Genomic DNA, 14,245 nt, shown 5'->3' with positions numbered 1-14,245 from the left:
CCGCGCTCTGAGTCGCGGGTCATTAATAATCCGACTGACCGTTCAAATAATAGCGACAACCGCTCCGCTGATCAAGCCCTCTTTAGGCCCCGCGTAGCAGCCCAGAGGAAAGGGTTGGCAAGATTGGGATTGTCGGGACCTCAGACCGCAGCCGCTCCCCTTCTGGGGCACGCTACCGAGCGATAAGTCGATCAGAGAGAAATATGATACCCGCCGTCCACGGCAATGTGCTGCCCGGTAATGTAAGAAGCGGCATCCGAGAGCAGGAAACACACGGGCTTTACGACTTCTTCCGGCGTGGCCCAACGTCCCATCGGAATCCGCGCCAGCACGCCATCACGAAACTTCTCGCCCCTGATCGTCTCGGTCATGGGAGTCTCGACGACGCCGAAGCAAACGGTATTCGTCCGAACGCCAGGGAATGGTCGAAGTTCGGCGCCCGCACTGGTCTTACCGGCTTTGTGGCGGGCCTAGCGCGCTCGGTCGCCGAGCACAATGTGACGATCAACAATCTATTGCCCGGCACCTTCGACACTGACCGGCTGAAATCCAACCTGGCGGCGCTGGCGAAGAATTCATCCCGCGAGGTCAGAGAGGTCACGGAGGAGATCCGTGTGACCAATCCGACCAAGCGGTTCGGCCACCCGGACGAATTCGGCGCGGCATGTGCTTTCCTGTGCTCCGCGCAGGCCGGCTATATCACTGGCCAGAGTCTGCTGATCGACGGCGGCGCTTATCCCGGAACATTCTGATTAGGCGGCAGCAGTTTCGCGGTTAAAGCCGCTAGCTGTCGTAACAGCCGCTGACTCAGGTCGTCGGAATGGGACTCTAACAACCTGCCATACATGCTTGATTTCGCGATGCACCAGGGCTCGAATCTGGGACCCGCTGATTAAGAGTGAGGCACAACCGGAAAGGATAGGGAAAGCAAGGTCATAAGTGTTGGCCTCGCTGCCAGCTGCGGCTCCGCTCAATGTATCCCTTTAGTACGATCTACTACCCTCTTGCGCGATCTCCTGCAGTCTCGGTTTCAAGCCCCGGCGGAGATCTGCATGATGCATCGGTACACCATATGACTGAAGCCGATTTCACTGATCGCAATGTCACGTTCTGCCGCAATTCCTGCAGGCTCTTGGCCGCGCCGTATGCCAGCCGCATTCGCAGCCGGATATTGCGGCGAACCGACTGTAGAAGCCTTTCTCAAACGAGTCGGTAAGGAGTATCCTCAGCCACGCGTGAAAGAAGGGAGGCGTCAGCTGTGGTTGAGAGACGATCTGGACCGAGCTATCGCGCCGGACATGGTGCCGGGCGACCTCGCCGAGGATTTGTGACGTTGGAGCGGCCGCTTCCACGGTTTGTGGAGGTGCGTCGGCTTGCCCGCGGTTCGGTCGCGTTCTATTTCCGGATCCCCACCTATTACCGCAATCTCGGCTGCGAGATGGCGAATGAGCCACTTGGGACGAGCTACGAGGTCGCATGCGGTGAAGAGGGAAAAGGCGGACGCGCTGCCACGCTCAATGCGCTCTTCGATGAATGGAACAACCACCGCAGAGGGGAGCCGGGTGAGCAGGGAAAGATCGCGCGCTATGGCACGATCGATTGGCTGTTCCGGCAATACAAGACGGAGAAGGCGTATACCGAGAAGGTCTCACCACGGTCCCGCCCCGATTACGAACGGATCATGCAAATGATCTGCGACACCGTCGATAAGAACGGACGGCGGATTGGCGAACGGCAGATCATGGACGTTACGCCACGAGCCGCCGATAAGATCTACGACAAAATCATCAACGGGCCGAACGGCATCAGACTGCGGCAGGGAGAAAAGGTCGTCGGGCTCTGCCGAAAGGTGTGGCGGATCATGCGTCGTCTACACCCGGAGTTGTTCGACAAGAAGCATCCGAACCCCTGGGATGATTTCACCCTCAAGAGCCGCACCAAAACCAAGAAGCATGCGGTCACGCGCGAAGAGGTCTATAAATTTGCGTGGGGCTGCATCAAGGAAGGCCGGCCTGAACCCGCGGCTGTCGCGGTGATCTGCTTTGAATGGCTGCAACGGCCAGAGAACGTGGTGGCCGGGTTTTTGACTTGGCCCGACTATCGCAGCAGAAACTGGCCACACGCTGTCCGCATCGAGCACCACAAGAACAAGGCGCTGGTCTGGCATCCGCTAGAAGAGACTCTCGACGGAGAGACCGTCAAGTTTTACGCCGAAGCGGAGGACGTTTTGAGCCATCTGCCTAAGCTCGGCGTCCCGATGATCATGCGTCGGATCCAAAAGGGTGAACGCAAGGGCGATGCCAAAGTGTGGTCCTACCCGGGCATGGAAAAAGTGGTGCAGCAGATGCGCAAGAAGATCGACGGCGTGTCAAAGCTGTTCACGCTTGATGCCTGTCGACACGGTGGCATGACCGAGCTTGAGGAAGCCGAACTGACGGACGGCCAGGGTCGTGCGCTCTCGGGCCATAAGACCGCACAGGCCTATCGCGGCTATGCAAAGGAAACGATGATGCGAGCGTTGGCTGCGACCCGTAAGCGGCATGCACATCTCCTGGCGCAGAAGGAGCTCGATCAGCAGAATGCTGATGGAGCAGCATCACCTCGAGACGAAATGCAGACCTCCCCAATTTCGAAGACTAGCGTCCGATCTCAAAGATAGACTTCGCGTTTCCTTGAGCGCTGCAAAAGGCGGCGGGGCTCTGCAACTGTTGATCCCGCACGCGACATCAACGGCAGCGGTCGGAAGCTTGCAACGCGCAGACGGCGTTCATCCGCTCAATTCGTATTTTGATAAGTTGCGCGACATTGAACGCGCGACGACTTTCATCTTCCTTCGACCGAAAACGAAACCAGCACAGAATTTCCAAATGGGAGGCAACGGAATTTCCAAATGCGCTGGAAATTCTGCCTCGATCAATGCTGTTTTCATAACAAAATCAGAGCGTTGGCTCTGGCTGGGGCGGGAGGGATCGAACCTCCGAATGGCGGAATCAAAATCCGCTGCCTTACCGCTTGGCTACGCCCCAACAGCGCCGGCCGGAACGCGGGGATCGACCGGCGCCGATCCGTCTTCCGGTAACGCCGGTCTATAGAGAGAGCCACGCCATTTCAACAGGTTGCGGGGACGAATTTCACGCCAAAATGCCCCTGTCGAGGCCTCCCTTAATAATGTGTCATAGCCGCAGGTCCCTGGGACCGGTCTCGCTGCCCCGGGCGGGACGAATACCGCCCGGCGGAGAGTTGAGAGAACCCCGGTTTCGTGGGAAGACGGCGGCAGATCATTACCCAAAAGCGAGATTTTCGTCATGACTTACCGCGCGCCGATCTCCGACATCCTGCTCGCGCTCAACCACGGCGCAGGCCTGCAGGCGGCCGTGAAGGCCGGCCACTACGGCGACTTCGACGCCGACATTGCCGCCGCCGTGCTGGAGGAAGCCGGCAAGTTCGCCGGCGACGTGCTGGCGCCACTGAACCGGGTGGGCGACGAACACGGCATCAAGCTCGAAGATAATAAGGTGACGACCGCGCCCGGCTGGCCGGACGCCTATCAGCGCTGGGCCGCCGCAGGCTGGAACGCGGTGTCCGGCCCGGAAGCATTCGGTGGCCAGGGCCTGCCGCTCGCCATCAACGCCGCCTGCACCGAAATCTGGAGCGCCTCGAACATCGCCTTTGGCCTCTGCCCGCTGCTCACGCTGTCGGCGATCGAGGCGCTCGATGCCCATGGCAGCGAGGAACTCAAGAAGATCTATCTGGCAAAGCTGGTATCCGGCGAATGGACCGGCACGATGCAGCTCACCGAGCCCCAGGCGGGCTCCGACGTCGGTGCGCTGCGCACCCGCGCCGAGCGTGCTGAAGACGGCACCTACCGCATCAAGGGCAGCAAGATCTTCATCACCTATGGCGACCACGACATGACCGACAACATCGTGCATTTCGTGCTGGCGCGCCTTCCCGATGCGCCCGCGGGCACCAAGGGAATTTCGCTGTTCCTGATTCCGAAATTCCTCGTCAACGCCGACGGCTCGCTCGGCGCGCGCAACGATATCTATCCTTCTGGCGTCGAGCACAAGCTCGGCATGCACGCCTCCCCCACCTGCACCATGACGATGGGCGATCACGGCGGCGCCGTCGGCTACCTGATCGGCGAGGAAAACAAGGGCATGCAGTGCATGTTCACGATGATGAACCAGGCCCGCCTCGGCGTCGGTCTCGAGGGCGTCGGCATCGCCGACCGCGCGTACCAGCAGGCGCTGGCCTACGCGCAGGAACGCCGCCAAGGCCGCGCCGTCGGCAAGAAGGGCGACGGGCTCGATCCGATCATCGTGCATCCCGACGTCAAGCGCATGCTGTTGCAGATGCGCAGCATGACGGCCGCCGCACGCTCGATCTGCTATGCCACCGCCGTGGCTTTCGACATCGCCGCACGCGCCAAGGACCCGAAGGTCCGCGCCGATGCCGCCGCCCGCGGCGCACTGCTGACGCCGATCGCAAAGGCGTTCTCCACCGACATCGGCAACGAGGTGACGTATCTCGGCGTGCAGGTTCACGGCGGCATGGGCTTCATCGAGGAAACCGGGGCCGCGCAACATTACCGCGACGCGCGCATCACCTCGATTTACGAGGGCACCAACGGCATCCAGTCGATCGACCTCGTGACGCGCAAGCTCGCCGCGAGCGGCGGCGCGTCGGTCTGGGCGCTGCTCGATGAGCTCAACGGCATCGTCAAGCAGGTCGAGACCTCGAACGATCCGGCCTTCGGCACGACGGGCGCCAAGCTCCGCGACGCGCTCGGTTCGCTGGAACGCGCCAGCAAGTGGCTGCTGGAGCGCGTGACATCAGCGCCGAACGACGCCCTCGCCGGAGCGACGCCTTACTTACGCCTGTTCGGCTCGACGCTCGGCGGCTGCATGCTGGCCGGCGAAGCGCTCGCTGCCAAGAGCAATGGCGAGAGCGGCGATCCGCAGCGCTATGTGACGGTGGCGCGGTTCTTTGCCGAGAACATCACCGTGCAGTCAGCCTCGCTGGAGAAGACGGTGACCGACTCCGCCGATGCCGTGAACGGCGCGGATGCGGTGTTGCTGGGGTAACAGCTCGTAGGGCGGATCAGCGCAGCGCTACGCTATCGCTAATCCGCCCTACTCTGCCGCTGACGTCCTGTCGTGTGGCCATAAGTCCCGGAAAGACACAATAAGTTCCATTTGCGCGTTGTATCGGAGCAACACCCCGTAAAAAAGAATCAACCCCGTAGCCGCCGGCCGTTGCGCATTGATTTCGCAATCCGAAGAATGAGCCGTCGCGTGCTTGGCTTTGTAATCGGGCTCATGCGGGAGCCTTGGGGAGGCCGGATCATGGACCCATGGCGATTGGCAACGAAGGCGCAGCGCCGAATCAACGTTGTCGCGGGCCTCGCTCTTGCGAGTTGTGGTCTCGCCTGGCTCGCAGGACTAGGCTCTGCTCCCATCCAGCAGATCAGTGCTGCCGTCGAGCGGACCGCCGCGGTGCCAACCGTAGAACGCCCCGGTCCATCTCTCATCACAAGTCCCGCGCCCACCGACACGCCGCAGGCAGACGCGCCGCAGAGGGTCGTTCTGGCTAGCGCCGACCCCGGTGACGTTGTCGTGCCTGAAGCCGCCGATTCATCCGTGATGAGAAAAGTCGCCGAAACGACGGCGCACCTCTCTAATTATGAGCCGATATCGCTTTTCGAGATTTCGCTGAGCGATCCTTCGCAGGTGTTGCCGCCCGAGGAGCCGCCCGCCGAGCTGGCGATGGTCTCCCCGACCGATCCGGTGCCCGACAATGCCCCGCCGTCGATCGGCATCCTCGAAATCAATGAGGAGTGCCTGGTCGCGGAGATCTGCATCGATCGATACCTGTGGGCCCTGTACGAACGGGCGCCCAAGATCGACGCCATCAAGGTGCATGAACGGCGCAAGGTGACGATCAAGCGCAAAGGCAAGATGGTGACCGTCACCAGGACCTTCACCAAGCGTGTCGACGAGGACTTCACATGGAAGGATCCGAAGGCCGCTGAAAGAGCCGGCATGTCGATGATGGACTATGTGATCGGCGGCATGGACCGGAAGTTCAAGCTGAAGCTCTTTCACACCCTGCACGCAGCCGAGCAGGCCGGCCTGCATCCCGGCATCACCAGCGCGTTCCGCGACGACTATCGTCAATCGATCGCAAGCGGCCTGAAGGCGGCTACCGATAGGTCTTACCATGGCGGCAGCCTCCGCGGCGGCTATGGCCGCGGGGTTGCGGCCGACATTGTGAGCGTCAAGGGAGCGACCCGGGCGCAGCGATGGGTCTCCACTGAAAAGCTCTGGAAGTGGATTGACGAACGCGGCAAGGATTTTGGGATCGGACGGCCCTATCTCGACCGGGATCCGCCTCACGTCGCGCCGATCGACGGCCAGGAATATGTCTCCCGCCGCGGCGGAGCGAAGACTCAAGTGGCGGAGGCAAAGACCAAGAAAGTCGCGGAAGTTAAGAGCAAGAAAGTCGCCGAAGCGAAGAGCAAGAAGGGCAGCCGGCTGGCTGCGCGTGACGTTCGCGGCAAGGCAAAACAGGCCAAGACGGCGAAGACCGCCAAAACCGCAAAGCTCGCAAGGACTATGTAGCCGGTTCAAGCCCCACCTTCCGCAGATGGCGGGAAGGTCATTCCGCTGCCCAGGGCTTCCGCACTCGATCTTAAGAACTCGTCATGCCCAGGCTTGTCCTGGGCATGCACGTCTTGGCTCTCCGCCTGAAGAACGTGGGAACAAGCCCTGCCATGACGGCGCTCGGCGAGCCGACTAAAACAGCTAGCCGGTTAGCCCGTGTTCCTGACCGCATCAGCCAGCATGGCGTAAAGCTCGCGCTTGGTGAATTCCCTGGTCGGCTGCGCGACCGTCTTTGCTTTCGACGTCTTGGGCTTCGACAGCTTGGGCTTGGACACCACCATGTCCACCGACCGCGCGCAGGCTGCCGCCAGCTTTGGCCGTCGCGTCGGCACTGAAACGATCTTCGGGCTCGCCGTTGGTGGCTTGTGGTCTCGCTTATGGCCCAGACGCTTCAGCTTGGCGCTGACTGCGTTACGGCTGTGACCGAGCCTGCTTGCGATCTGACCCGCGCTGTGGCCCTCGGCCCAGAGCTGTTTGAGCAGTGCTACGTCGTTCGCATCCCAACTCATTGGGATAATATACGCCTGATCTCGGCAAGACGCGAGTCATTGCTGATGATGCGCCGGCAGACTCCTCATCTCGTCGTTAATCCGGCCATCAATAGCTCCGCTGAGATGCCATCGGCCGCTACCTCGGCTCGCTGACCCGCGAACCAGCAGCAGCAACCGTAAGCGCGATCGCCGCGGGATCGCAGCAGAGCACCATCAGCAATATCAGCCAGCGCACCGCGACTTCGGGCGCGGCGCCGACCATCATCGCAAGATATTGAATAGGGCCCGTGGAAGCTTCGATGCGGGAGCGTTCACCGGCCAGCGCCGCGCGCTGTGCCTGCAATTCAACCAGCGTTGCGGTAGCGGCCTGCCGCTGCGTGTCCAACCCGTCCCGCGTCGCGCGCTCTTGCGTTACGATGTTGAGGGCCCGCGTCACCCGGCCGCGCCGTGTCGATTCATCGACGGCCCGATCGATTTGCGCGATACGACCGTTCAGGTCGGCAACAACAGCCGTTTGCGCCACCACACGGGCATCCAGCGCTTCAATGCGCTCGGTGACGCCTGAACGCGCGGTGACCGCTACGCTGACATGCGCCTCGACCAGCTTGCCGAACACGCCGGCGGCGTTGATCAACGCAAGGCCGGCGACGAGGGCGACTAGGACCGAGCGCATTTTCCAACTGGTCTGGCGCCAATGCGCGGCCAGCCAACCAGCGATCACGAGCTTGCCGGCTTCCATCGTCGCGGCGAGCACCATGACCGCGACCGGATCACCGGGAAATATTTCGGCCATGCCGGCGACCGAGAAATAAGCCGCCACCGTCGCCAGCGCGAGAGCCGCGGCAATGGCAAAGGTCCGGCTGGTGCGCTCGCGCCTTGGTGGGGCGGGAACGGGAGAAACGATCTCAGGCACTACAGGCGCGGCGGAAACCGGCGGCGGCTCTAGCGGGGCACTGGGCACTTCCGGCTCGCTACTGATCTCAGTAGCCTCGACTTCCGTTGCGTTGACGTCCGCAGCCTTGATTTCCGCTGCCTTGGCCTTAGTCGCCCTAGTGGCCTTGGTGCGCCCCGCCGTTGAAGCGGAGCGGCTACGTTTCTTTGCCGCTGGGGCCGCCTTGCCGGGCGGTTCAATACTGAACTCCTCCGTCGGTGTTGCCACCAATCTAGGGGTGCGAGGTGAGGCATTGGCCCAGGCATCAAGCTGATGCCTGATGCGCGCAGCATCGCTGTCGCCCTCCGGCAGTTCGGCCGCGGAGATCGCTCGCGTGGTTGCACGGCCTGTCATGGGGCCCTCGTAAGGGCGAAAGTCAGCTTCTCCTCGGCGAAGAACTGCAGTGTGCCGTAACCTTCCGTGTCGACGGCATATCTAAAGCTTCCATCGACCGTCGGAAACACGGCGACAACCGTTCCCGACTCGTGATCGTTGGCTACGTTTTCGACTTGCTCGCCAATCGCAAACTTCGACATCGAAAACTCCCTTTGGATTCGTCGATGCGATTATATCTCCACGAGCAGGCCGTAGCTGCTCAACGATTCGCCTTCCGGAATTTAGGACGCTGGTTGTTGCACGAATGTCTCATACGGCTCGTCGTGCGGAACTGCTTCACACGTTAGGCGCGAGGCGAACATGGCGCGATGTCAGGATTGAGTCCGAAATGCTGTCGAGCAGGAAATCAGTCGGACAATCTGAATCTTCTTTGCGGCTGCAGGCGTGATGACGTTCCGAACAGCGCCATGCATAACTGTTGCTGCATAATGACAGTCAGGCCAATCCGTCAAAGAGACCGTAGTTCTACGCTTTGCGAATCGCCGGCACCCGGATTCTATTTTCACCGCAATTTGTTTCCCTTGAGCGTTCGACTAGACCGTCCCGCGCCGAAAACGGCGCGGCTTTGCAGTGCGTAGTTTTGCGGGCCGATTTCCTTAAAGGCCGGGCGCGCATCCTGCTGGCACGAACCCTGCATGGCGTGAGCGAACCGGGTATTCAACAACGAAGGTCACCATGCTCGTCACTCTTATCGCCGTTCTCTGCAACAGCCAGCTCTGTCTCGAAAAGGTCGTTACCACCAGCGAGCAGTCCGGCATCACAATGGGCGCCTGTGCGGTCAACGCGAAAATCGGAATCGCCGACTGGCTCGCCAAGGGGCCGTATCACGCATGGCGATTGCAGGGCTACAAATGCGTCCTCGGCAAATACACGCCGAAGAACGAGGCGTGAGAGCTGCACGCGATCTGATGCTGTCGCTGTACGTTTGCCTAGCATAACGAATTTGCCTGCGTCAGGACTCGTAGACATGACCTCGCCTTCTCGCGGCACAATGCGCCCGAGGCTTGCTGAAATTCCTTCCCTCTAAATGAGGGAGCAGGGAATGCCGGGTGCCGGCTAGCACCCGCGGTCTCGTGTGCAATGTGCACAAGGAGATGCGCACACGAGCATACAGGTACAGCCGGAGCATCCCGGCATTCCCTGCGCAATGGTTTGACGGCTTATACCGCGCTCTCCCTGGAGCCGAATTCCTCTGGCCTCCATCGCTGCCGGCTTGATGGCGCCTCGACCCGGTTGGATCAGATTTGCCACCGGCAGCTTGACACCAGCCACGGGTGCCAGGACCACACGGTTTTGCCGTACGCTTCAGCGTCGTACGTCCTGCGCGGTTTGCTCGCTCACGGATAACCGCCCTGCGAACAACTTCTCGCGCCGACGCTGCTGCGTCCACCGCATCTCACCGCACGTTCGTGACGATCGCGAAGCGCCCCTCATCTGCCGTGAGACAAGCGGAATTATGCCGGTGATTTGGGTGAGAACGAAAGCGGAATATTTTTGTTTCCGGGGCTTGACACGATTTCTGAAAATCAGAAGTGATTTGCCCTAAGGGTACAGGATGGGTGGAGCGCAGCGAGGCGGCGTTCATGATAGCGGGTACTTCTTCGCGAGCATGCAACCGTGTTGATGTCGATGCAGATCCTTCTGAGGATGCGCAGGACGATGTCGGGTAGCGAGCCAGCCCGTCGGCAACCGATCTCGCCTTTTGACCCGGAGCGGACATTCACCGCATGCAACTTGGCGAAATGTTAGGAAATCGCTGCATAGCTTTTAGCCTGGTTTAGAGCTCGGTAGTTCTGTGCGGAAACTCGCTAAAATCGCACTTATCGTCTGCTTAGTGGCGACGGCCGTTCCAGCCGCGCTGTTCGCATCGCTTTGGCTTTGGTTTTGGTACGAGACGGCTAAAGTTGATAGCTTCTATCGCGAGAACCGCCTGCTTGGCGAAATGCGAGATGGGGAGAAGGAAAGCACGAACAATTCCGCATCTGCACGCGATGCACTGTTGAAGATGGTACCCCTCGGGACAGATGGAGATACAGTCATCGCGTTTCTTCGTAAGGAAGGGCTAAGATGTCAGGCTACTGTCGAACCAATCACTGACATCGAATTGCGGAAGCGCTTGCTTGAAGCTCGCGGGTTGACGAACCGACCGAACACTAATCAGAAAGGAAGCGAGTCCGTTAATTGTCAAGCCATGTCCCCTAACGTCCTTGGATACAAACAGTGGATCGTAGACTTGGAATTCGATGGCGATGGGCATCTGAGCGATGCACGCGTCGCGATCTGGAACATCTTTCTTTAGCAGTCAGATATCACCGATAAAAACGATCTCGCTGCATGACCTCGGTTGCTGCCGCAAGGGACTGTCTCACGAGCATTGGGGACTTCCGGCATTGGCCCCAAGCCGACCAACTTCGTCGCCCGCGGCTGGTCTGGTATTGAGGGCAGTCCAGGACTTCGCATCAGCGATCCTCGACCGCCGCTTGTGACCTAAAGCCGACTTGGCTTGTGCTTTGCCCGAGGTCAGATTTGCCAGATGCCGCTTCTTTTTTCACTCTGCGCCATGCCCCGCCGTCTGATCCAGCGGAGGCCCGCGATTGCCGATCGTTATGGGACCTTGCGGTCCATCTCGGGCCTCAGGAGGACGCTCTCCTGAGCTGTAGCTTCGTTCCGTGCACCTATGAATACGGCGGCGTTTACACCTCGGTTCACCGCAACATGCAGCATGTTTGGAGGTATGAAGATGTAATCTCCGGGGCGCACGGTGTCGCGATACTGCAGCTGATCGCCAGTCCACAATTCCATTTCGTCGCCGCTAAGCATGTAGAGCGCCGTCTCATGGTGCTCATGCACGTGCGCCAGGGTACGCTTGCCGGCCGGCAGTGTGATCATCCCCAGCCAGAGTGCGGTCGAACCCACCGTTTCCGCGCTTACTCCGGGCTCGTAGTCGCTGCCCTGCTCGGCCCGGTAGCCAGCGCCGGTCTTGACCACCGAAGCTTTACGCGGTGCAGCAATCGAATTGACGTTGTTCTGGACATCTTCAAGGACCGTCATTGAACCCTCCTGTTTGGTGAGCGGATCGAGGCGCATAAATTCGTGTATCGGCCGGCCAAAAGTCTTGAATTCGAAGCCGAAATGTTCCGAAAATTTGCAAAAGCCGCTAATCTCGGATGATGCCCTCTGACTTCGCCTTCGGACCCTTTGTCCTTGATCGGCAGCGCGGACTCCTTCTTCGGGAGGGCCGGCCGGTAGCTATCAGCAACAAAGGTCTTCGGTTGCTTGAGGCGCTGGTTGGCTCGCCCGGCCGGGTGCTCACAAAAAGCGAATTGATGCAGGCGGCTTGGGAGGACGCGGCAGTCGAGGAGAGCAATCTCTCGGTTCAGATCGCAGCGCTGAGAAAACAATTGGGGCCGACCGAACGAGGCGAAGATTGGATCACCACGATTCCGAGGATTGGCTATCGCTTCGTCGGACCTCCGGCAAAGGAGCCGGTGGAGGGGATTACAAAGGCAAAGACGTGGGCTGCCGAACGTCGACCTTCTGTCGCCGTTCTGCCCTTCGTGAATCTGAGTGGCGAGAAAGAGCAGGAGTATCTCGCCGATGGTATCACCGAAGATATCATCACCGCTCTGATACGCTTTCGCTGGCTTTTCGTCATCGCACGCAATTCAAGCTTTGCCTATAAGAACAAGTCGCTCGACGCAAAACAGATCGCGCAAGAACTCGGCGTAGCGTATCTGATCGAGGGAAGCGTGCGTCGATCCGGTCAGAAGATCCGGATTTCTGCACAGCTCGTACAGGCCACATCTGGCAAACACATCTGGGCAGAACGCTATGACCTCGAACTGACCGAGGTATTTGCGATCCAGGACGAAATCGCAGAGCGCGTGGCAGGTGCGATCGAGCCTGAACTGCTGAAAACAGAGGGCGCGCAAGCGGCGGCGCGCCACACTGGTAATGTCACGGCCTGGGATATCGTGCGGCGGGGGACTTGGCACTTCCATCAGGTGACGCCTGAGAATCATCTAAAAGCTCGCGAACTGTTTCGGCATGCCACCAAGCTGGACCCTGAGCTTCCCGAGGGGCACCTTTGGCTTGCTCGAGTCAGCGCCGGTCTGGTCGCCTATGGCTGGTCAGACGATAATCCGGCGGATTTGCGTGAGGGCGTGGATGCGGCTTTGAAGGCCGTTCAGCTGGACGAGCGAAACCCTTATGGACACTACTCGCTTGCGATTGTCACCACGTATACTGGCCTGTTCGATCAGTCGATCAGTGCTGCCCGGAAGGCAATTGCGATCAGCCCCAGCTTTGCGTTGGGTCATTTGGTCCTTGGAATGGCGCTCTTGTTCAGCGGACGCGCATCGGAAGCGAGTACACCGATTGAAAATGGACTGCGACTGAGCCCCTACGACCCGCAAAATTTCGTTTGGTTTAACCTTCTTGCGTTGGCGCGGCTGTTCTCCGGACGCGCGGAAGCGGGCCTCGAAGCCGCGGAGCGCGCGCTGCAAATACGACCCAATTGGTGGACCAGTCTGGAAGTGCTCGTGTGCTGCTATGGTGCGTTGGGGAAATGGGACCAAGCGCGGCGGTGTGCGCAACAGATGGCCAGTGTAGCAAGGCAGCCTGCTGACGTACTGACGCCGCTTAGAATTCACAACCCGGTATGGACGGAGCAGATGGCCAGCAGCCTCCGAAGGGCGCAGAGTTAGTACGAGAGAATACGATACAGTCGCGTTTGCAGATTGGTTGAAGTCCGTAACTGGCCCCAAGCCGACCAACTTCGTCGCCTGCAGCTGGTCTGGTATTGAGGGGGCTGTCCGGACTTCGCATCAACGATCCTCGACCGCCGCTTGTGACCCAAAGCCGACTTTGGTATTGCTACTGATTTCTCAAGGACGCGTTTGCTTGCGTTTGTCGGCTTGATTTTTAAGCCTCTGGTGAAAAGCGCGAACTTCGCCGGTGTAGTCGTAATAGGCCCCTACTTGCGTCATCTTCAATGCACCATCAGCAGCTGCGTCAGGGTTGAAAGACGGGGGGACAGGATTCAGTATCTGGTGGATGGTTGCTATGAGCTTGGGTTTGATGCCGAGGCGTAAATCTGCGCACGCTTCCTGAACGATAAGTTGAGCTTGCTCCTTGGACGCTGCTTTGGCGACTTCGGCCTTGAGGCATTCCCTGTAAGGCTTGAGCTGCTCGGCCATCGCTTTACCGACTTCGACAGCCTCTTGTTGAGCCAGGGCCGTCCCGCTCAGGCCAACAAGAAACACGACGGACAAAAGCTTCATACCAGCCTCATTGTATAGTCGGCGCTGGATTGTGAAAATTAAGCAACTACTACCCTGGGGTATTAAATTTTTCGGCGCAATATCCCCTCAGTGGCACTGATATCTCTGATTGTGGCTTCTGCAGCGCTGAGGTTGCACTTTGCATCTGCCACGAGGTATGCTGATAAGTCGGCATAAGGCGGCTATTGGCCCAGGCTGTGTGATAACCCTTTTGTCGAGTGGCAGGTCGAGAGGTCTGGGACCGGATCTGGAGTTGGCTCCAGTGCAAAATCCTTTACGTCTGCATCGCTTCCAGCAGTGTTCGGCAGCCCAGAATGGCTATTACACGTTTTAGATTGTAGGCGAGCACATTGAGCGCCATCTCGGTCGCAACCTTGTGCTGTCTTCGCATCAGGAAGTGCGTCGCCCCCATCCAGGCCTTTATGGTCCCGAACGGATGCTCCGCCGTTTGACGGCGTAAGGTCATCTTGTTGGGCTCTT

11 protein-coding genes, 1 tRNA gene and 2 pseudogenes are annotated in these 14,245 nt (G+C 59.7%); 6 read left to right on the top strand and 8 right to left on the bottom strand.

Features of this window, described 5'->3' with window-relative positions:
* Positions 1–191: 191 nt before the first annotated feature.
* Positions 192–383 (bottom strand): annotated as a pseudogene (locus tag J6524_RS31300) (SDR family NAD(P)-dependent oxidoreductase); the annotation flags it as partial.
* 51 nt (positions 384–434) lie between these two features.
* On the opposite strand from J6524_RS31300, the pseudogene J6524_RS31295 reads away from it, so the two are divergent.
* A pseudogene (locus J6524_RS31295) lies at positions 435–752 on the top strand (SDR family oxidoreductase); the annotation flags it as partial.
* A gap of 581 nt (positions 753–1,333) precedes the next feature.
* Positions 1,334–2,659 carry a hypothetical protein gene (locus J6524_RS31290; RefSeq protein ID WP_225677749.1) on the top strand — a complete coding sequence of 442 codons (1,326 nt, stop codon included), beginning with the start codon at positions 1,334–1,336 and terminating at the stop codon, positions 2,657–2,659.
* 292 nt (positions 2,660–2,951) lie between these two features.
* On the opposite strand, the gene J6524_RS31285 is transcribed toward J6524_RS31290, so the two are convergent.
* Positions 2,952–3,026, bottom strand: a tRNA-Gln gene (locus tag J6524_RS31285).
* 279 nt (positions 3,027–3,305) lie between these two features.
* Between J6524_RS31285 and J6524_RS31280 the strand changes: the two genes are divergently transcribed.
* Complete coding sequence (locus J6524_RS31280; protein WP_225677748.1) at positions 3,306–5,087, top strand: acyl-CoA dehydrogenase family protein; 1,782 nt, start codon at positions 3,306–3,308, stop codon at positions 5,085–5,087.
* 261 nt (positions 5,088–5,348) lie between these two features.
* A complete protein-coding gene (locus J6524_RS31275; protein WP_225677747.1) occupies positions 5,349–6,623 on the top strand; it encodes a peptidase M15 in 1,275 nt (424 codons plus the stop codon).
* Positions 6,624–6,814: 191 nt separating this feature from the next.
* Here J6524_RS31275 and J6524_RS31270 read toward each other — a convergent pair whose 3' ends face one another.
* From J6524_RS31270 to J6524_RS31260, 3 genes are all read right to left on the bottom strand, one after another.
* Complete coding sequence (locus J6524_RS31270; protein ID WP_225677746.1) at positions 6,815–7,174, bottom strand: GcrA family cell cycle regulator; 360 nt, start codon at positions 7,172–7,174, stop codon at positions 6,815–6,817.
* A 118-nt stretch (positions 7,175–7,292) separates the two neighbouring features.
* Positions 7,293–8,441 carry a hypothetical protein gene (locus tag J6524_RS31265; protein ID WP_225677745.1) on the bottom strand — a complete coding sequence of 383 codons (1,149 nt, stop codon included), beginning with the start codon at positions 8,439–8,441 and terminating at the stop codon, positions 7,293–7,295.
* Entirely contained in the window at positions 8,438–8,623 is a 186-nt protein-coding gene (locus tag J6524_RS31260) for a hypothetical protein (protein WP_225677744.1), read from the bottom strand. The genes J6524_RS31265 and J6524_RS31260 overlap by 4 nt, the downstream gene beginning before the upstream one ends.
* Before the next feature lie 535 nt (positions 8,624–9,158).
* Here J6524_RS31260 and J6524_RS31255 point away from each other — a divergent pair.
* Entirely contained in the window at positions 9,159–9,374 is a 216-nt protein-coding gene (locus tag J6524_RS31255; protein ID WP_225677743.1) for a hypothetical protein, read from the top strand.
* A 1,713-nt stretch (positions 9,375–11,087) separates the two neighbouring features.
* On the opposite strand, the gene J6524_RS31250 is transcribed toward J6524_RS31255, so the two are convergent.
* Positions 11,088–11,534 carry a cupin domain-containing protein gene (locus J6524_RS31250; protein ID WP_225677742.1) on the bottom strand — a complete coding sequence of 149 codons (447 nt, stop codon included), beginning with the start codon at positions 11,532–11,534 and terminating at the stop codon, positions 11,088–11,090.
* A gap of 116 nt (positions 11,535–11,650) precedes the next feature.
* Here J6524_RS31250 and J6524_RS31245 point away from each other — a divergent pair, with 116 nt between their 5' ends.
* Complete coding sequence (locus J6524_RS31245) at positions 11,651–13,189, top strand: winged helix-turn-helix domain-containing tetratricopeptide repeat protein (protein WP_225677741.1); 1,539 nt, start codon at positions 11,651–11,653, stop codon at positions 13,187–13,189.
* 180 nt (positions 13,190–13,369) lie between these two features.
* On the opposite strand, the gene J6524_RS31240 is transcribed toward J6524_RS31245, so the two are convergent.
* Both J6524_RS31240 and J6524_RS31235 read right to left on the bottom strand, forming a co-directional pair.
* A complete protein-coding gene (locus tag J6524_RS31240; protein ID WP_225677740.1) occupies positions 13,370–13,765 on the bottom strand; it encodes a hypothetical protein in 396 nt (131 codons plus the stop codon).
* 274 nt (positions 13,766–14,039) lie between these two features.
* Positions 14,040–14,245: transposase (locus J6524_RS31235; RefSeq protein ID WP_225677739.1), on the bottom strand; the 206-nt coding region annotated here is incomplete at its 5' end.

It is taken from the genome of Bradyrhizobium hereditatis (assembly GCF_020329435.1).
GTDB lineage: Bacteria > Pseudomonadota > Alphaproteobacteria > Rhizobiales > Xanthobacteraceae > Bradyrhizobium > Bradyrhizobium hereditatis.
This window is presented reverse-complemented; position numbering and strand designations above follow the sequence as displayed.